At 60.4% G+C, this 19,438-nt stretch carries 16 protein-coding genes; 9 read left to right on the top strand and 7 right to left on the bottom strand.

Annotated features, from left to right (window positions below):
• The first annotated feature begins 219 nt into the window (after positions 1 to 219).
• Positions 220 to 2,511 (top strand): beta-glucosidase BglX, encoded by a 2,292-nt coding sequence (bglX, locus tag HUW52_RS24630; protein WP_016982795.1) that lies wholly within the window; start codon positions 220 to 222, stop codon positions 2,509 to 2,511.
• Between the two features lie 129 nt (positions 2,512 to 2,640).
• Here bglX and HUW52_RS24635 read toward each other — a convergent pair whose 3' ends face one another.
• The 5 genes from HUW52_RS24635 to HUW52_RS24655 form a co-directional block, all read right to left on the bottom strand.
• Positions 2,641 to 3,798 carry a phosphatidylserine/phosphatidylglycerophosphate/cardiolipin synthase family protein gene (locus HUW52_RS24635; RefSeq protein ID WP_175555133.1) on the bottom strand — a complete coding sequence of 386 codons (1,158 nt, stop codon included), beginning with the start codon at positions 3,796 to 3,798 and terminating at the stop codon, positions 2,641 to 2,643.
• Position 3,799: 1 nt separating this feature from the next.
• Entirely contained in the window at positions 3,800 to 4,390 is a 591-nt protein-coding gene (locus HUW52_RS24640) for a YceI family protein (protein ID WP_016982797.1), read from the bottom strand.
• 184 nt (positions 4,391 to 4,574) lie between these two features.
• A complete protein-coding gene (locus tag HUW52_RS24645; RefSeq protein ID WP_175555134.1) occupies positions 4,575 to 4,871 on the bottom strand; it encodes an amidase in 297 nt (98 codons plus the stop codon).
• Positions 4,868 to 5,941 carry a serine hydrolase gene (locus HUW52_RS24650; protein WP_175555135.1) on the bottom strand — a complete coding sequence of 358 codons (1,074 nt, stop codon included), beginning with the start codon at positions 5,939 to 5,941 and terminating at the stop codon, positions 4,868 to 4,870. The genes HUW52_RS24645 and HUW52_RS24650 overlap by 4 nt, the downstream gene beginning before the upstream one ends.
• A gap of 166 nt (positions 5,942 to 6,107) precedes the next feature.
• On the bottom strand, positions 6,108 to 6,986 hold the full coding sequence (locus HUW52_RS24655; protein ID WP_175555136.1) for an acyl-CoA dehydrogenase family protein: 879 nt from the start codon (positions 6,984 to 6,986) through the stop codon (positions 6,108 to 6,110).
• Between the two features lie 153 nt (positions 6,987 to 7,139).
• Here HUW52_RS24655 and olsB point away from each other — a divergent pair, with 153 nt between their 5' ends.
• Together olsB and HUW52_RS24665 are read left to right on the top strand one after the other, a co-directional pair.
• Entirely contained in the window at positions 7,140 to 7,895 is a 756-nt protein-coding gene (gene olsB / locus HUW52_RS24660; RefSeq protein ID WP_007916280.1) for an L-ornithine N(alpha)-acyltransferase, read from the top strand.
• Positions 7,895 to 8,689, top strand: coding sequence for a 1-acyl-sn-glycerol-3-phosphate acyltransferase (locus HUW52_RS24665; protein WP_175555137.1), 795 nt, complete (start codon positions 7,895 to 7,897; stop codon positions 8,687 to 8,689). The genes olsB and HUW52_RS24665 overlap by 1 nt, the downstream gene beginning before the upstream one ends.
• Before the next feature lie 112 nt (positions 8,690 to 8,801).
• On the opposite strand, the gene HUW52_RS24670 is transcribed toward HUW52_RS24665, so the two are convergent.
• Positions 8,802 to 9,380 (bottom strand): ACP phosphodiesterase, encoded by a 579-nt coding sequence (locus tag HUW52_RS24670; RefSeq protein ID WP_175555138.1) that lies wholly within the window; start codon positions 9,378 to 9,380, stop codon positions 8,802 to 8,804.
• Between the two features lie 169 nt (positions 9,381 to 9,549).
• Between HUW52_RS24670 and HUW52_RS24675 the strand changes: the two genes are divergently transcribed.
• The 3 genes from HUW52_RS24675 to HUW52_RS24685 are packed head-to-tail and all read left to right on the top strand — an operon-like array spanning position 9,550 to position 12,131.
• On the top strand, positions 9,550 to 9,852 hold the full coding sequence (locus HUW52_RS24675; RefSeq protein ID WP_007917068.1) for a helix-turn-helix transcriptional regulator: 303 nt from the start codon (positions 9,550 to 9,552) through the stop codon (positions 9,850 to 9,852).
• Positions 9,853 to 9,886: 34 nt separating this feature from the next.
• Positions 9,887 to 11,053, top strand: coding sequence for an MFS transporter (locus HUW52_RS24680; RefSeq protein WP_175555139.1), 1,167 nt, complete (start codon positions 9,887 to 9,889; stop codon positions 11,051 to 11,053).
• Positions 11,054 to 11,081: 28 nt separating this feature from the next.
• The gene (locus tag HUW52_RS24685; protein ID WP_016982805.1) at positions 11,082 to 12,131 is read left to right on the top strand and encodes an alkene reductase; all 1,050 of its coding nucleotides are present in this window, start codon (positions 11,082 to 11,084) and stop codon (positions 12,129 to 12,131) included.
• 475 nt (positions 12,132 to 12,606) lie between these two features.
• Here HUW52_RS24685 and emhR read toward each other — a convergent pair whose 3' ends face one another.
• Positions 12,607 to 13,239, bottom strand: coding sequence for an efflux system transcriptional repressor EmhR (gene emhR / locus HUW52_RS24690; protein WP_016982806.1), 633 nt, complete (start codon positions 13,237 to 13,239; stop codon positions 12,607 to 12,609).
• Between the two features lie 266 nt (positions 13,240 to 13,505).
• Between emhR and HUW52_RS24695 the strand changes: the two genes are divergently transcribed.
• Genes HUW52_RS24695 through emhC form a run of 3 tightly spaced genes read left to right on the top strand, consistent with a single transcriptional unit; the run spans position 13,506 to position 19,273 of the window.
• On the top strand, positions 13,506 to 14,663 hold the full coding sequence (locus HUW52_RS24695; protein WP_016982807.1) for an efflux RND transporter periplasmic adaptor subunit: 1,158 nt from the start codon (positions 13,506 to 13,508) through the stop codon (positions 14,661 to 14,663).
• Between the two features lie 3 nt (positions 14,664 to 14,666).
• Positions 14,667 to 17,816: an efflux RND transporter permease subunit EmhB gene (gene emhB / locus HUW52_RS24700; RefSeq protein WP_016982808.1), complete on the top strand. Its 3,150-nt coding sequence runs from the start codon at positions 14,667 to 14,669 to the stop codon at positions 17,814 to 17,816.
• Positions 17,813 to 19,273, top strand: coding sequence for an efflux RND transporter outer membrane subunit EmhC (gene emhC, locus HUW52_RS24705; protein ID WP_016982809.1), 1,461 nt, complete (start codon positions 17,813 to 17,815; stop codon positions 19,271 to 19,273). The genes emhB and emhC overlap by 4 nt, the downstream gene beginning before the upstream one ends.
• Positions 19,274 to 19,438 lie beyond the last annotated feature (165 nt).

Genomic DNA, 19,438 nt, shown 5'->3' on the forward strand with positions numbered 1-19,438 from the left:
CGAAACATTCTCCGCCGGCTCTTGGGGCATAATCGGCCGCGCCGCTGGATTACGACGCGCCAATGGGCTAAAAAGTGCCCTGCGCGATCACGCTGCCGCAGTGTCGGCTGTCGTTTTTGGCTCTGCTTTTTTGAGCCTGCACCCGAACAACAATAGTCGCTCCCTAAATTTTGGCTGGCCGGCGTTACCTCGCCGTTTGGGCCCTTGAGAAAAATATTCATGAAGAAGCTGTGTTTGCTGGGTCTGTTCGTCAGCCTGGCCAGTCATCAAGTATTGGCCGCCACGACCCCGGTACCCCTGGAAAACAAGGATGCGTTCATCAGCAATCTGATGAACCAGATGACCCTCGATGAAAAGATCGGCCAGTTGCGCCTGATCAGCATCGGCCCGGAAATGCCTCGCGAGCTGATCCGCAAAGAGATCGCCGCCGGCAACATCGGCGGCACGTTCAACTCGATCACCCGTCCGGAAAACCGTCCGATGCAGGACGCTGCCATGCGCAGTCGCCTGAAGATTCCGATGTTTTTCGCCTACGACGTGATCCACGGTCACCGTACGATTTTCCCGATTCCACTGGCCCTCGCGTCGAGCTGGGACATGGACGCCATCGGCCAGTCCGGACGCGTGGCCGCGAAAGAAGCCGCCGCCGACAGCCTCGACATCACCTTCGCGCCGATGGTCGACATCTCCCGCGACCCACGCTGGGGCCGCAGCTCCGAAGGTTTCGGTGAAGACACCTACCTGACCTCGCGCATCGCCGGCGTCATGGTGCGCGCCTATCAGGGCGCCACCCCGAGCGCCGCCGACAGCATCATGGCCAGCGTCAAGCACTTCGCCCTGTACGGCGCGGTCGAGGGCGGTCGCGACTACAACACCGTCGACATGAGTCCGGTGAAGATGTACCAGGACTACCTGCCGCCGTACCGCGCCGCGATTGATGCCGGCGCCGGCGGTGTGATGGTTGCGCTGAACTCGATCAACGGCATTCCGGCCACGGCCAACACCTGGCTGATGAATGATCTGCTGCGCCGCGACTGGGGCTTCAAAGGCCTGGCGGTCAGTGACCACGGCGCGATTTTCGAACTGATCAAGCATGGCGTCGCCCGCGACGGTCGTGAAGCGGCGAAGCTGGCAATCAAGGCCGGCATCGACATGAGCATGAACGACACCCTGTACGGCAAAGAGCTGCCGGGGCTGCTCAAGTCTGGCGAGATCGAACAGAAAGACATCGACAACGCCGTGCGCGAAGTCCTCGCAGCCAAGTACGACATGGGCCTGTTCAAGGACCCGTACTTGCGCATCGGCAAGGCTGAAGATGATCCGGCCGACACCTACGCCGAGAGCCGTCTGCACCGCGCCGAGGCCCGCGAAGTCGCGCGGCGCAGCATGGTGTTGCTGAAGAACCAGAACGAAACGCTGCCGCTGAAGAAAGACGCAAAAGTCATGCTGGTCGGCCCGTTGGCCAAAGCGCCGATCGACATGATGGGCAGTTGGGCAGCAGCGGGTAAACCGGCGCAATCGGTGACCCTGTTCGACGGCATGAACTCGGTGATCGGCGACAAGGCGAACCTGATCTACGCCCGTGGCGCCAACATCACCAGCGACAAGAAGGTGTTGGACTACCTGAACTTCCTCAACTTCGATGCCCCGGAAGTGGTCGATGACCCGCGCCCGGCCAACGTGCTGATCGACGAAGCAGTGAAAGCTGCCAAGGACGCTGACGTGATCGTTGCAGCGGTAGGTGAATCCCGTGGCATGTCCCACGAATCCTCCAGCCGCACCGACCTGAACATCCCGGAAAACCAGCGCGAGTTGATCCGCGCGCTGAAAGCCACCGGCAAACCGCTGGTACTGGTGTTGATGAACGGCCGTCCGCTGACCATTCTCGAAGAGAACCAGTCGGCTGACGCGATTCTGGAAACCTGGTTCAGCGGCACCGAGGGCGGCAACGCCATCGCTGACGTGCTGTTCGGCGACTACAACCCGTCGGGCAAACTGCCGGTGACCTTCCCGCGCTCCGTGGGCCAGATTCCGACCTACTACAACCACCTGAGCATTGGCCGGCCGTTCACGCCGGGCAAACCGGGCAACTACACCTCGCAGTACTTCGATGACACCACAGGTCCCCTGTTCCCGTTCGGTTATGGCCTGAGCTACACCAACTTTGCCCTGAGCGACATGGCCCTGTCGTCGACCACCCTGAACGCCACCGGCAAGCTCGACGCCAGCGTCATGGTGAAGAACACCGGCAAGCGTGACGGCGAAACCGTGGTGCAGTTGTACATTCAGGACGTCACCGGCTCGATGATCCGCCCGGTGAAAGAACTGAAGAACTTCCAGAAAATCATGCTCAAGGCCGGTGAACAGAAAGTTGTGCACTTCACCATCAGCGAGGATGACCTGAAGTTCTACAACGCCCAGCTCAAGTACGCGGCCGAGCCCGGCAAGTTCAACGTGCAGATCGGCCTGGATTCGCAGGACGTGACGCAACAGAGCTTCGAGTTGCTGTAACCGCAAGCAACCGCAAAACCCTGTGGGAGCGAGCTTGCTCGCGAAGAGGCCATCACATTCAACATTGATGTTGACTGTCAGGCCGCATTCGCGAGCAAGCTCGCTCCCACAGTGGTTTAAGGGGACTGACTACCCGCGTCTATCGAGGATGTTGACGACCACCCGATCCACCCAGCCCCACACCCGCTGCTTCACCCGCCGCCACAACGGCCGGCGCTGCCACTCTTCCAGACTCACCTGCTGACTCAGCCCGAAGTCCTTCACAAAACTCGCCTGCACCGCTGCCGTCAACGACGGATCCAGCGCCTCCAGATTCGCCTCCAGATTGAAGCGCAGGTTCCAGTGATCAAAGTTGCATGAACCGATGCTCACCCAATCGTCCACCAGCACCATTTTCAGATGCAGAAAACACGGCTGGTATTCGAAGATCTGCACTCCGGCCTTGAGCAGTCGCGGATAGTAGCGATGCCCGGCGTAACGCACAGACGGGTGATCGGTGCGCGGCCCGGTCAGCAGTAGCCGCACATCGACACCGCGCGCCGCCGCCTTGCGCAGGGAGCGACGGATTTTCCACGTCGGCAGGAAATACGGTGTGGCCATCCAGATGCGTTTTTGCCCGCTGTTCAAAGCGCGGAACAGCGATTGCAGAATGTCGCGATGCTGGCGGGCATCGGCATACGCCACACGGCCCATGCCCTCGCCCTTGTCCGGCACGCGGGGTAACCGGGGCAAACCAAAATGCGCGGCCGGACGCCAGGCGCGACGATAGCGGTTGGCGATCCACTGACGATCAAACAGCAATTGCCAGTCGATCACCAGTGGGCCGCTGATCTCGACCATCACTTCGTGCCACTCGCTGGAATCGTGGCCCGGCGTCCAGAACTCATCAGTGACGCCAGTACCGCCGACCACCGCCATGCGCTGATCGACCAGCAACAATTTGCGGTGATCCCGATAGAAATTGCCGACCCAGCGCCGCCAGTTCAGGCGATTGTAAAAGCGCAGCTCAACCCCGGCATGAGTCAGGCGCTGACGCAGATTGAGGGTAAACGCCAGGCTGCCGTAATCATCAAACAGGCACCGCACGCGCACACCGCGTTCGGCCGCCAGCACCAGCGCCTGCACGATGGTTTCGGCACAGGCGCCGGCTTCGACCAGATACAGTTCGAGTTCAATCTGCTCCTGCGCGCCAGCAATCTGCTCAAGCATGCGCGGAAAGAATTGCGGGCCGTCGATCAACAACTCGAAGCGGTTGCCGTCCCGCCACGGGAACACCGCGCCGCGCATGTCAGCGCGCCGTGAAGATCAGCACCGCACCCACCGGCACCGACAGACTGATGGCCGATAGATCGGCGAGTTTGCGCAGGCTTTCCAGCCCCGGCGCCAGATCAAAATCCTCGGCGTTGATCACCAGCGGTTCCAGGGTGACCACTTGAAAACGGCGGTCATCCAGACGCGTCGCCAGCAGTTCGGCGGGGTATTCGTGTTGCTTGCCGTGCAGATTGACGGTCAACGGCAGACGTAATTCCAGCTGCGCACCGGGGGCCAGATCGTTGATCGGGCGCAGGTCAATCTGGGTGGTGATGGTCGCTTCGGGGAATTGCTCGATCTGAAACAGCTCCTTGCGCATGCGCTCATCGCGCAGCGGGATGCCGCTGTTGATCGAGTCCAGCTCGACTTCGACTTCGGCGCGACCATTGGGATCGACCTTACCGTGCAGCACCAGAAAGCGCTGCACTTCGGAGACATTGGCGTTTTTCGTGCTGACGAACGACAGCCGCGACGACTCGCCGTCCAGGTACCAATTGGCCTGCGCCGGCAGCGCGACGGCGGCGAGCAGCAGGCTGGACAGGGTTGCACAGAGGGAGCGGTTGAACATTGAACACTCATGGGGCCGATAAACCTGCACGAACCTTAACCGCCCAAGCGGTTATTGCAAACTGAAGATCACACCCGGTGGGAGCGAGCCTGCTCGCGAAGGCGTCATCGGCTACAACAGAGTAGGTGCGCCTGCTATTGCATTCGCGAGCAGGCTCGCTCCCACAAAAAACAATCGGGTGTTTTCAGGGATTTAGGCGACAGCCCTGGCGTTCGCTTTGCCACTGGGCACGGTTGCTGCGGCCCATGCCGCTGACGGTGATGGTTTTGCTGGCGCTGTCATCGGTGAACTGGCTGGTCGGCAGCCATTGTTTTACGTAGCCACGGCAATACTCGGCATCGTTGTTCATCACATAACGGCAGGAGCAGTATTCCTTGGCGGTGTAGGCGCTGATGATGTCGGGGAAGGCCCACAGGTTTTCGCGCTCGTAGCCGATCCAGCCGAGCAGCAAAACAAGCAGCAACAACAAAAAGCGCTTCATGGCCGCACCGCCTTCAGCACGCGTTTGAGCAGTTCGTTATGGCGGTAGCTGCCATCGCGGTCATCGGCGTAACGCACGATCAGCAGTTTCTCGCTGGGAATCACGTACAGCGCCTGGCCCCAGTGGCCCAAGGCAGCGAAGGTGTCCGGCGGTGCATCGGGCCACGGTGATGCGGCGCCATCGACGGAGCGATTGAGCCACCAGTGGCCGCCGGGCACGGCTTCGTCCTGATGGGCCTTGTAACCTGCGAAGGGTTCAAGGTTGAACGCGAGCCAATCTTTGGGCAGCAGTTGCCGATCATTCCAGCGCCCGTCGCGGGCCATCAACAAACCGACCCGCGCCAGATCCCGCGCGGTGAGATAGGCATAAGAAGACGCGACAAACGTGCCGCTGGCATCGGTTTCCCACACGGCGTGATGGATGCCTAACGGCTCGAACAATGCCGTCCACGGGTAATCCGGATAACGCTGTGGGCCGACGATGTTTTTCAACGCTGCCGCCAGAAGATTGCTGTCGCCACTGGAATAACGGAAGGCCTGCCCCGATTCGGCGTAGGTGTCTTGCTCAGCGGTAAATGCAGCCATGTCGCGATGGCCACGGGTGTAGAGCATCGCCACCACCGAGGATTTCAGCGGGGCATATTCATAGTCTTCCTGCCAGTCGATGCCGGAGGCCCAGTGCAGCAGGTCGGCGATTTTTATCGTCGGGTGTTTGGTCAGTGGCGGGTAAAACTTTGCGGCGGGATCGTCGAGCTTGAACAGGCCTTCGCCATACGCCACACCGAGGACGGTGGCCATCAGGCTTTTGCTGATCGACCAGGTCAGGTGCGGGGTTTGCTCGGTGGTCGGGCCGGCGTAGCGTTCGTAGAGGATCTGGCCGTCGCGAATGATCAGCAGCGCGTCGGTGCGGATGCCTTGGCGGGTGGCGTCGTCGCGGGGTGGGAAGGCGTAATTTTCCAGCGCCTCTGTATCGGTGACCTTCGGGCCGGTTGGCCATTCTTCACCCGGCCATTGTTCGGCGTGAACGGTGAAGCTGATCAGCAGCAGAAACAGCGACAGGCCTTTGTACATGATGAGGGCTCTTGGGAGAACCTGCTGAGACTAGTCGGGGTTTATGACAGATGTGTGGTGATGATTAGATCGCTTTCGCGAGCAAGCTCGCTCCCACAGTTGACCGAGTTCCTTCAGTTAGAATGCCATCAAACTGTGGGAGCGAGCTTGCTCGCGAAGAGGCCAGTCAAGCCTGCGCCAAAGCCCTGGCCAAGCGTTTGGCCCGAGCCCCCGCCGCCAACTGCATCACCCCCTGATCGCGCTGCCACATCTGCGCCCATTCTGCCGGCCCGTCAGCCAACGCCTGACTCACCTCCCCCTCCAACGCCTCAAACTGCGCAAACAACCCACCCAACAACACATGCCCGGCGGGATTGTTCGGCGGTTGTCGGCTGGCCTCCGCGCACCCGGCCAACAACGCCAGCAATCGCAACTGCAACGCCTGCGGCCAGTCACTGTCCTGGCCGACGCCATACAACCACGCGGTCATCGCGCTCAGCACATAGACATCTTCCAGCGTGCGAAACGGTTTGACGTAAGCATCCCAACCATCCCCCGCCAGCAACTCACACAACGCGCCATCAAGCTCCAACCGGCCATGACTGATGTCCGGCATCAACGGCAGCGCCGGCAATTTCTCGACGGTCACACCGGGCTCGCCGGGATAGACCACGGCCAGACTCAGACGCGGACTTTCGCCGGGCTCTTCACTGCGAGCAGCGATCAACAGCCAGTCCGCCGCATCGCCAGCGGTGACGAAATCCTTGCGCCCGCTCAGGCGCAATTCACTCAGCCGCGTCTGCATGTCCGCCGGACGCAAACTGCGCTGTTCGGTCGCACACAAAGCGCCAAGGCTCAGCGGCGCACTCGGCCACAACATACGCAACGCCGCTTGGTAACCGACCAGAAACGCCAGCCCCGGCGTCGCCATCCGCCGCCCGCCCGCGACCGCCAATTCGAACGGCGTGACGTTGCCCAGTTGCTGCAACAACGTCGCAAAACCCTCAGCCAGATCAGCAACGGCGGGCAATCGTTCACGGCTGTGCAGCAGATCTGGCCAGGGCATAAGAGGCTCCTTGTGGGCTGTCATATAAGCATCACCGAACGTTCATGGCGATGACACCGGGGCTACATAGCCTGACTTTGCACAACACGGCTGCATAAAGAAAGTCGATCGGCTGCAACCCACGACGGGTTAAAGGCCCGTACGGAGATTCACATGACTCAGATCGCCCGCATCAGCGACACCGGCAATGAACGCCGCCTGCAAGCCGAACGCCTGATCGGCGCCGAGGCCTTGCAGCAAGCCCAGGCCTTGCGCTTCAACGTCTTCAGCGGCGAGTTCAACGCCAAGCTGAAAGGCGCGGAACTGGGTCTGGACATGGATGATTATGATGTTCACTGCAGCCACATTGGCGTGCGTGATCTGAACACCGGCCGTTTGGTGGCGACTACGCGTTTGCTTGATCACACCGCCGCCAGCAGCCTGGGCAAGTTCTACAGCGAAGAAGAGTTCAGCCTGCACGGTCTGGCGCATCTGCAAGGCCCGATCCTCGAAATCGGCCGCACCTGCGTCGACCCGGCGTACCGCAACGGTGGGACCATCGCGGTGTTGTGGGGCGAGTTGGCGGAAGTATTGAATCAGGGCGGCTACAGCTATCTGATGGGTTGCGCGAGCATCCCGATGCAGGACGGCGGCATTCAGGCCCACGCGATCATGCAGCGCCTGCGCGAACGTTATCTGTGCACCGAACACCTGCGCGCCGAGCCGAAAAATCCGCTGCCGACGCTGGATATTCCATCGAACGTAATCGCCGAAATGCCGCCGCTGCTCAAGGCCTACATGCGTCTGGGTGCGAAGATCTGCGGCGAGCCGTGCTGGGACGAAGATTTTCAGGTCGCCGACGTGTTCATCCTGCTCAAGCGCGACGAACTCTGCCCGCGCTACGCCAAGCACTTCAAGGCGGCTGTGTAATGAGCCGGTTGCGGGTGTACGCGCGGATCGCGCGAGTGCTGTTGGTGGTGTCGCTGGGTTTGACCATGGCCAGCGTCTTCGGCGTATTCGAGCGAATTGGTTTGGCACATTCGATGGAACGGCGTCAGCGCTGGTCGCGCTTTTTCATGGCGCGCCTGAGTAATGCCCTGCCCTTTCGCGTGACGGTGCACGGTGAGTTGCCGAAACAGCCGATGCTGTGGGTCAGCAATCATGTGTCGTGGACTGATATTCCGCTGCTGGGGATGCTCACGCCGCTGTCGTTTCTGTCCAAGGCTGAAGTGCGCACCTGGCCTGTGGCCGGTTGGCTCGCGGCGAAGGCCGGCAGCCTGTTCATTCGTCGCGGTTCGGGCGACAGCCAGTTGATCCGCAAGCAGATGACCCGTCACCTGCAAACCGATCACGCCTTGCTGATGTTCCCGGAAGGCACCACCACCGACGGCCGTTCTTTGCGCACCTTTCATGGTCGCTTGCTGGCGGCAGCGATTGATTCCGAGGTGATGCTGCAACCTGTGGCGATCCGTTATCTGCGTGATGGAGAGATCGATGGGCTGGCACCGTTTATTGGTGACGATGATCTGCTCTCGCACCTGATGCGCCTGTTCAGCAATGATTGCGGCGACGTTGAAGTGCACCTGCTCAAGCCGATTGCCTGTCAGGGTCGTGAGCGTGCGGCGCTGGCGTTTGAAGCGCAGCAGGCGGTGCAGAAGGCGTTGTTTGGCGAGGTGGCGAAACCGGCCGAACCGCGTCGCGCAGGTGAACTGATCGCTGCCTGAAAACACACTTCTCCCCTGTGGGAGCGAGCTTGCTCGCGAAAGCGGTATGTCATTCAAAGTTGATGTTGGCTGACACGACGCCTTCGCGAGCAAGCTCGCTCCCACATTGGTTTTATGTCATTGACGGGGATTGGGCGAAGTCCTGGAGTTGCGGGTAGAACAAAGCGAAATCTTCACTCAGCGGTTCATACAACCGCCGCAATTCCTGCATCGCTCCCGCCAGTTCCTCCGGCCGGGTCAGTCGCCGCGAGATCCCGCGCAACACCTGCTCCAGCACTTCAAACTCCTGATACGAACCCAACCAGTCATTGGCAACCATGTGCGGGGCGATCTTCGCCAGGCGCTCGGGCAGTTCCCGCTCGCGGGTCAGCACCCGATACACATCAGCGGTGAAAACCTCCAACGGCTGATCGGCATACAGCCGCCAGTCCCGCGCCAGGCAATGATCGAAAAACACATCGAGCACGATCCCGGCATAACGCCGGCGGGTATCGGAAAATCGCCCCAAGGCAATGTCCACCAGCGGATGGCGATCGGTGAACACGTCAATCCGTCGATGCAGTTGAATGGCCGCTTCCACCTCCGGCGCGAACTGCCCTTGCAGCCGACCTTTGACGAAATCGCCATACAGACTGCCGAGCAGTTGCCCGGGGCGCTGGCCACCGAGGTGTAAATGTGCGAGATAGTTCATGGGCGCAGCTTAGCACTGCGGCCCATAAGCCATACACCCATGTATCGTTATAACGCGATATACCAATTTATGCTGACGTCAGATCAAAATCATATTGGTGTATCGCGATCTAACGATTTATATTTCGCCAAATCGCGATATAGCGTTGTACACATTGTGAGCACCTGCCATGAACCTCGACCTCGACGAAATAATAAAAGCCCTGGCGCACCCAGTACGACGAGACATCCTCAACTGGCTGAAAGACCCGAAGAACGAATTTCCGGAACAGTTGCACAACCACGAGTACGGCATCTGCGCCGGGCAGATCGATCAACGCTGCGGCCTGTCGCAGTCGACCGTTTCGGCACACCTCGCAACGTTGCAGCGCGCCGGTCTGATCAGCAGCCAGAAGGCCGGGCAATGGCACTTTTTCAAACGTAACGAGGACGTGATCCAGGCGTTTCTCAGCACCCTCAGTAAAGAGCTCTGACCCTTAACGTCAGCCAGCCGACAAGGAAACCTGCATGCCCCTCTCGCTACTCATCCTCGCCTTGAGCGCCTTCGCCATCGGCACCACCGAATTCGTCATCATGGGCCTGCTGCCCAATGTGGCGGCCGACCTCGGTGTGTCGATCCCCGGCGCCGGCTGGCTGGTGACCGGTTACGCCTTGGGCGTGGCGATCGGTGCGCCGTTCATGGCCATGGCCACCGCCAGACTGCCGCGTAAAGCGGCGCTGGTGGCGTTGATGGGCATCTTCATTGTCGGCAACCTGCTCTGTGCGATGGCCAGTGATTACAACGTGCTGATGTTTGCCCGGGTGATCACCGCGCTGTGCCACGGAGCGTTCTTCGGCATCGGCTCGGTGGTGGCGGCCAATCTGGTGCCAGCGAATAAACGCGCTTCGGCAGTGGCCTTGATGTTCACCGGCCTGACCCTGGCCAACGTCCTCGGCGTGCCGCTGGGCACGGCGCTGGGTCAGCAATACGGCTGGCGCTCGACCTTCTGGGCGGTCACCGTTATCGGTGTGATTGCGCTGATCGGTCTGATCCGTTTCCTGCCGGCCAAGCGTGACGAAGAGAAACTCGACATGCGCGCCGAACTCGCCGCCCTCAAAGGTGCCGGGATCTGGCTGTCGCTGAGCATGACCGCGCTGTTCGCTGCATCCGTCTTCACTCTGTTCACCTACGTCGCCCCGCTGCTCGGCGAAGTCACCGGTGTGTCGCCGCGTGGCGTGACCTGGACGCTGATGCTGATCGGCCTGGGCCTGACCGTCGGCAACATCATCGGCGGCAAACTCGCCGACAAGGGCATGGCCGCCACGCTGATCGGCGTGTTCATCACCATGGCCGTGGTCTCCACCGTACTGACCTGGACCAGCGTCGCGCTGATCCCGACTGAAATCACCCTGTTCCTCTGGGCCACCGCGTGTTTCGCCGCCGTACCGGCGCTGCAAGTCAACGTGGTGACCTTCGGCAAAGCCGCACCGAACCTGGTTTCGACCCTGAACATTGGCGCCTTCAACGTCGGCAATGCCCTCGGCGCCTGGGTCGGCGGCAGCGTCATCGCCCACGGTTATGGCCTGACCAGCGTACCGCTCGCAGCCGCCGCACTGGCAGTGCTCGCCCTGCTGGTGACCCTGATTACTTTCCGTCAGAACGGCAATGCCGATCTGGCCCCGGCAACTAACTGATTAACTTTCACTTACGAGGGTTGTAGACATGGCAACTATTTTTGATCCGATCAAACTCGGCGACATCGAACTGGCCAACCGCATCATCATGGCTCCGCTGACCCGCTGCCGCGCCGACGAAGGCCGCGTGCCGAACGCGCTGATGGCTGAATATTATGTACAGCGCGCTTCCGCTGGCCTGATCCTCAGCGAAGCCACTTCGGTAACGCCGATGGGCGTTGGCTACCCGGACACCCCGGGTATCTGGTCCAACGATCAAGTGCGCGGCTGGGCCAACGTGACCAAAGCCATTCACGGCGCTGGCGGCAAGATCTTCCTGCAACTGTGGCACGTCGGTCGCGTCTCGCACCCCTCGTACCTCAACGGTGAAGCGCCGGTGGCACCGAGCGCGATCCAGCCAAAAGGCCACGTCAGCCTGGTTCGTCCACTGGCCGACTACCCGACCCCACGCGCCCTGGAAACCGCTGAAATCGCCGACATCGTCGACGCCTACCGCACTGGTGCCGAGAACGCCAAGGCTGCCGGTTTCGACGGCGTGGAAATCCACGGCGCCAACGGTTACCTGCTCGACCAGTTCCTGCAAAGCAGCACCAACCAGCGCACCGACAACTATGGTGGCTCGCTGGAAAACCGTGCCCGTCTGCTGCTGGAAGTGACTGATGCGGCGATCGAAGTCTGGGGCGCTGGTCGCGTTGGTGTGCACTTGGCACCGCGCGCTGACTCCCATGACATGGGCGACGACAACCTGGCGGAAACCTTCACCTACGTCGCGCGTGAACTGGGCAAACGCGGCATCGCGTTCATCTGTTCCCGTGAGAAAGAAGGCGCCGACAGTCTCGGCCCGCAATTGAAAGAAGCTTTCGGTGGCCCGTACATTGCCAACGAGAAGTTCACCAAAGACAGCGCCAATGAATGGCTGGCCAGCGGCAAGGCTGACGCGGTGGCGTTTGGTGTGCCGTTCATTGCCAACCCGGATCTGCCGGCTCGTTTGAAGACGGATGCGCCGCTTAATGATGCGCACCCGGAAACCTTCTACGGCAAAGGCCCGGTCGGTTATATCGACTATCCAGCGCTGTAAGTAGCAGAAACACAAAGCCCCCGACTTGTGAGAGTCGGGGGCTTTTTTGTATTCGCCGGGAGATTGATTGCGCTTTTTAGTACGCAGCCCCTCACCCCAGCCCTCTCCCGAGGGAGAGGGAGCCGATCTGTGTGCTTTTCAAATCTGGAGTTCGACCTGATATCTCAGGTCGGCGTATCTCGAACGTTCACCTCGGTCAGTCCCCCCTACCTCTGGGAGAGGGGGCAGATCGGGGAATGTTCGAAACCTGAGTTCGACTGGATTTTTCACGTCGGCGTATCTCGCAAGAACACCTCGGTCAGTCCCCTCTACCTCTGGGAGAGGGCTAGGGTGAGGGCAAGCGGCTCACACTCATTCACACAGAAGACACAAATTCCCTACAAAATGCGTAGCCCGCTACGTTTAAACTCCCCCCGCTGCGAAGCTATATAAAGGCAGGCCAATTGACATAACCTGTGCCAATTACGCATTTGTTTCATTTGCGCAGGCTGGGGCTCAGGCGCAGCATATCCAACCCTGTATCGACCCAACGCTCGGCCTCGGCATGCAGCTCAAAGCTGTCCGGCGCCAGAAGCCATCCATACAGAAGGCCATCGATATAGCTGTGAATACTGATGGCCGCGCGGGCAGTGTCGAGATCTTCCGGCAACTGGCCGCGATTGACCGCATTACGCAACGTCAGAGCGATGCGCTCATTGCAATCGAGACTGACGTCCCGGCGCTGCTGGCGCAAATCGCACATTTCATCGGTGAACTCGCACTTATGAAACAGAATTTCGTTGATACGCCGGGTTTTCGGGTCCAGCGCAACTTGATGAAACAAATGAATCAGCAGTTGGCGCATGCAGCCCAACGGATCGAGTTCATCTTCACTTTCACTGGCCCTGGCCAATTCATCCAGCGGCTCACGCAGCGAATCCAGCATGGCCTGGACCAGATCGGCCTTATTGCTGAAATGCCAGTAAATAGCGCCGCGAGTGACGCCGGCCATTGTCGCGATGTCGGCCAGCGTCGTACGAGCGACGCCCCTTTCATAAAAGGCTTTCTCCGCCGCTTCCAGAATCTGGCTACGGGTTTCTTGAGCTTCCTCTTTGGTACGACGGACCATGACAGTAAAACCTCAAACAGGATGTTTCAGGGATGGCTGAATATCCGCTGAATAAAGAGGGGGCGATCTCTCACGGATCAGCTCCCCGGCCTACAATTTCAAACCTTGCGACGAGTTTTGTAACAGGGTGGGTACGACGCCAAGGTATTTACAAACAACCATGAACGTAAGTATATTCCTTAGCAAGCTACTTATCCACCCGGTATCCTTTTTTTACCCTTACACACTTCTTGTGCGCTATTTGCGCGCCTGACCCGAGGATCTTCATGCAATTCAAGCCAGCTGTTACCGCTCTGGTCACTGCCGTCGCCCTGGCATCGCTGCTCAGCGGATGTAAAAAGGAAGAAGCGGCACCGGCCGCTCCACCGCCTCAGGTCGGCGTCGTCACCCTGCAACCACAAGCGTTTACCCTCACCTCCGAGCTGCCAGGTCGCACCAGTGCGTACCGCATCGCGGAAGTTCGACCGCAGGTCAACGGCATCATTCTCAAGCGTCTGTTCAAGGAAGGCGGCGATGTCAAAGCCGGCCAGCAGCTGTATCAGATCGATCCATCGGTCTATGAAGCGACCCTGAAAAGCGCCGAAGCCAACCTGCGTTCGACCAAGTCGATCTCCGACCGCTACAAGCAACTGGTCGACGAGCAGGCCGTAAGCCGTCAGGAATACGACACCGCCGTGTCCAACCGCATGGAATCGGAAGCGTCGCTGCAGAGCGCGCAGATCAACGTGCGTTACACCAAGGTTTACGCGCCAATCTCCGGCCGTATCGGTCGTTCTTCGGTCACCGAAGGCGCGCTGGTCAGCAATGGCCAGACCGACGCGATGGCGACAATTCAGCAACTGGACCCGATCTACGTTGATGTCACGCAGTCTTCGGTTGAGCTGCTGGAATTGCGCCGCGAGCTGGAGAGCGGTCGCCTGCAGAAATCCGGCGAAAACTCGGCAGCGGTCAAACTGACCCTGGAAGACGGCAGCCAGTACAAGCTCGACGGTAAGCTGGAATTCTCCGAGGTCACGGTCGATCCGACTACCGGTTCCGTGACCCTGCGCGCGGTGTTCCCGAACCCGGATCACACCCTGCTGCCAGGCATGTTCGTTCGCGCCCAGCTGCAGGCCGGCGTCAACGCTGCGGCCATTCTGGCGCCGCAACAAGGCGTGACCCGCGACCTCAAAGGCACCCCGACCGCACTGGTCGTCGGCGCCGACAACAAGGTCGAACTGCGTCAGCTCAAGGCCAGCCGCACCGTCGGCAGTCAGTGGTTGATCGAAGACGGCTTGAAAGCGGGCGATCGTCTGATCACCGAAGGGCTGCAATACGTGCGCCCGGGTGTTCAGGTCAACCCGTCCGAAGCCACCAATGTCGGCAACAAGAACCCGGCCCCCGCTCAGGCAGCTGACAAAGCCGCCGGCGGCAAAGGGGAGTAATCCATGTCAAAATTCTTCATCGACCGTCCGATTTTCGCTTGGGTAATTGCCCTGGTGATCATGCTGGTCGGGGCACTTTCGATCCTGAAATTGCCGATCAACCAATACCCGAGCATTGCGCCGCCGGCCATTGCGATCTCCGTGACCTACCCGGGCGCTTCGGCGCAAACCGTGCAGGACACCGTGGTCCAGGTGATCGAGCAGCAGCTCAACGGTATCGACAACCTGCGTTATGTGTCCTCGGAAAGTAACTCCGACGGCAGCATGACCATCACGGCGACCTTCGAGCAAGGCACCAACTCCGACACCGCGCAGGTGCAGGTTCAGAACAAGCTGAACCTCGCTACCCCGCTGTTGCCGCAGGAAGTGCAGCAACAAGGTATCCGCGTGACCAAGGCAGTGAAAAACTTCCTCTTGGTCATCGGCGTGGTATCGCGTGACGGCAGCATGACCAAGGACGACTTGTCCAACTACATCGTGTCGAACATGCAGGATCCGATCTCGCGGACCGCCGGTGTCGGTGACTTCCAGGTCTTCGGTGCCCAGTACGCGATGCGCATCTGGCTCGACCCGGCCAAGTTGAACAAGTACAACCTGACCCCGGGCGATGTCAGCACCGCAATCTCGGCGCAGAACGTCCAGGTGTCGTCCGGTCAGCTCGGCGGTTTGCCGGCGCTGCCAGGCCAGCAACTGAACGCCACGATCATCGGCAAGACCCGTCTGCAGACTGCCGAGCAGTTCAAGGCGATTCTGCTGAAAGTTAACCAGGACGGCTCGCAAGTGCGTGTCGGCGACGTCGCTGACGTCGGTCTGGGCGGTGAAAACTCGAGTATTTCCGCGCAGTTCAACGGCAGCCCGGCTTCTGGTCTGGCGGTAAAACTGGCCAACGGTGCCAACGCCCTCGACACCGCCAAGGCGCTGCGCAAGACGATTGACGACCTCAAGCCGTTCTTCCCGCAAGGCATGGAAGTGGTGTTCCCGTACGACACCACTCCGGTGGTGACCGAATCGATCAAAGGTGTGGTTGAAACCCTGGTCGAAGCGATCGTGCTGGTGTTCCTGGTGATGTTCCTGTTCCTGCAGAACTTCCGCGCCACGGTCATCACCACGATGACTGTGCCGGTGGTATTGCTGGGTACATTCGGCATCCTCGCGGCGTTCGGTTTCAGCATCAACACCCTGACCATGTTCGGCATGGTGCTGGCCATCGGTTTGCTGGTGGACGACGCCATCGTGGTGGTGGAAAACGTCGAGCGGGTGATGAGCGAAGAAGGCTTGTCACCGAAGGAAGCGACCAAGAAGTCCATGGGCCAGATCCAGGGCGCACTGGTCGGTATTGCTCTGGTGCTGTCGGCGGTACTGTTGCCGATGGCGTTCTTCAGCGGTTCCACCGGTGTGATCTACAAGCAGTTCTCGATCACCATCGTCTCGGCCATGGCCCTGTCGGTACTGGTCGCGCTGATCTTCACCCCGGCGCTCTGCGCCACCATGCTCAAGGCGATTCCGAAAGGCGAGCATGGCACGCCGAAGAAGGGTTTCTTTGGCTGGTTCAACCGCAATTTCGATCGTGGTGTGCAGAGCTACGAGCGCGGTGTCGGCAACATGTTGTCGCGCAAAGCGCCGTACCTGCTGGCCTATCTGCTGATCGTGGTCGGCATGATCTGGCTGTTCACCCGCATTCCAACCGCGTTCCTGCCGGAAGAAGACCAGGGCGTACTGTTCGCCCAAGTGCAGACCCCGGCCGGTTCGAGTGCCGAGCGTACTCAGGTGGTGATCGACGAAATGCGCAGCTACCTGCTGGATAAAGAAGCAGGCGCGGTGTCCTCGGTGTTCACCGTGAACGGCTTCAACTTCGCCGGTCGCGGTCAGAGCTCTGGCCTGGCGTTCATCATGCTCAAGCCGTGGGACGAGCGTAACTCGGACAACAGCGTGTTTGCCCTGGCCCAGCGTGCCCAGCAACACTTCTTCAGTTTCCGCGATGCCATGGTGTTCGCTTTCGCCCCGCCTGCGGTACTGGAGCTGGGTAACGCCACCGGTTTCGACGTGTTCCTGCAAGACCGCGCCGGTATCGGTCACGAAAAGCTGATGGAAGCGCGTAACCAGTTCCTCGGCCTCGCCGCTCAGAGCAAGGTGCTCTATCAGGTGCGTCCGAACGGTCTGAACGATGAACCGCAATACCACCTGGAAATCGACGACGAGAAAGCCCAGGCCCTTGGCTTGAGCCTCACCGACATCAACAGCACGCTGTCGATCTCCTTCGGTAGTAGCTACGTCAACGACTTCATCGACCGTGGTCGCGTGAAGAAGGTTTACGTACAAGGTCAGGCCGGTGCTCGCATGAGCCCTGAAGACCTGAAGAAATGGTACGTACGCAACAACGCCGGGACCATGGTGCCGTTCTCCGCGTTCGCCAAAGGCGAGTGGATCTACGGTTCGCCGAAGCTGGCCCGTTACAACGGCGTGGAAGCGATGGAAGTGCTCGGTTCTCCGGCGCCGGGTTACTCCACCGGTGAAGCGATGGCCGAAGTCGAAGCGATTGCCAAGAAGCTGCCGGCCGGTGTCGGCATCTCCTGGACCGGTCTGTCGTATGAAGAACGTCTGTCGGGTTCGCAAGCGCCGGCGCTGTACGCCCTGTCGCTGCTGATGGTGTTCCTGTGTCTGGCGGCGCTGTACGAGAGCTGGTCGATTCCGATCGCCGTTATGCTCGTGGTACCGCTGGGGATCATCGGTGCGCTGCTGGCCACCAGCCTGCGCGGGCTGTCCAACGACGTGTACTTCCAGGTGGGGCTGTTGACGACCATCGGTCTGGCAGCTAAAAACGCCATTCTGATCGTTGAGTTCGCCAAGGAACTGCATGAACAGGGACGCAGCCTGCGTGACGCGGCGATTGAAGCCTGCCGCATGCGTCTGCGACCGATCATCATGACCTCGCTGGCCTTCGTCCTCGGTGTTGTACCGTTGGCGATCTCCACTGGCGCCGGTTCAGGCAGTCAACATGCGATCGGTACGGGCGTGATTGGCGGTATGCTCACGGCCACGATCCTGGCGATCTTCTGGGTCCCACTGTTCTTCGTTACGGTTTCGTCCATCGGCCAGCGTAAGATCGCTGACGAGGATGAAGCTACTGAAACTCCTAAAGAGGCTGGCCAATGAGCAAGTCGCTACTCTCCATCGCAGTCGCCGCCTTCGTGCTGAGCGGTTGCTCGCTGATACCTGATTATCAGCAGCCTGAGGCTCCGGTCGCAGGTCAGTACCCGCAGGGGCCGGCGTATTCGCCGGCCCAGGCACCGGCGCAGGCCGCGGCCGAGCAAGGCTGGAAGCAGTTTTTCCATGACCCGGCGCTGCAACAGCTGATCCAGGTGTCCCTGGAAAACAACCGCGACTTGCGTGTCGCGGCGCTGAACATCGACGCTTACGCGGCTCAATACCGCATCCAGCGTGCTGACCTGTTCCCGGCGGTCTCGGCCAATGCCAGCGGCAGCCGTCAGCGGGTTCCGGCCCGTGCCTCGCAGACCGGTGAAGCGGGCATCACCAGCTCCTACTCGGCCACCGTCGGCATCAGCGCTTACGAGCTCGACCTGTTCGGTCGGGTTCGCAGCCTGAGCGAGCAAGCGTTGCAACAATACTTCGCCACTGAAGAAGCACGCCGCAGCACCCAGATCAGTCTGGTCGCCAGCGTCGCCAATGCTTACCTGACCTGGCAAGCGGACAAGGAGCTGCTCAAGCTGACGCAAGACACCCTCGGTGCCTTCGAAGAAAGCTACAAGCTGACCAGCCGCAGCAACGAAGTCGGTGTCGCTTCGGCACTGGACCTGGCGCAGTCGCGCACCTCGGTGGAAAACGCTCGTGCACAACTGGCGCGTTACACCCGCCAAGTGGCGCAGGACGAAAACAGCCTGACCCTGCTGCTCGGCACCGGTATTCCGGCCAATCTGCAAGCGGCCAAACCGCTGGCGGATGACCTGCTCAGCGACGTACCGCCGGGTCTGCCTTCGGATCTGCTGCAACGTCGTCCGGACATTCTCCAGGCCGAGTACAACCTGAAAGCGGCCAACGCCAACATCGGTGCCGCCCGTGCAGCGTTCTTCCCGAGCATCAGCCTGACCGCCAACGCGGGCAGCCTGAGCCCGGATCTGTCCGGCCTGTTCAAGGGTGGTTCGGGGACGTGGCTGTTCCAGCCGCAGATCAATCTACCGATCTTCAACGCCGGCAGCCTGCGCGCCAGCCTCGACGCCGCCAAGATCCAGAAGGACATTGGCGTGGCGAACTACGAGAAGTCCATTCAAACGGCCTTCCAGGAAGTCGCCGACGGCCTGGCCGCACGCCAGACCTACACCGAGCAGTTGCAAGCGCAGCGTGACTTCGTACAGGCCAACCAGGATTACTACCGTCTGGCCGAACGTCGTTACCGCATCGGCGTCGACAGCAACCTGACCTTCCTCGATGCCCAGCGTCAGCTGTTCAGCGCGCAACAAGCGCTGATCACCGACCGCCTCGCGCAGCTGACCAGTGCGGTCAACCTGTACAAGGCCCTGGGCGGTGGCTGGAATGCGCAAACCGCGCAGAACGAACCGCTGAAAGAAGAAGCACCGAAGATGAAGTTGTTCTGATCATCATCAGGTGAACACAAGGAGCCCACCGATTGGTGGGCTTTTTGTTGCCTGTCAGAAAGTTGTGGTGTCTGGGCTGGCCCCTTCGCGAGCAAGCTCGCTCCCACAGGGGAGCGCATTCCAAATGTGGGAGCGAGCCTGCTCGCGAAGAGGCCCGCACATCCA

The organism is Pseudomonas sp. 43A, assembly GCF_013363935.1.
GTDB lineage: Bacteria > Pseudomonadota > Gammaproteobacteria > Pseudomonadales > Pseudomonadaceae > Aquipseudomonas > Aquipseudomonas crudilactis.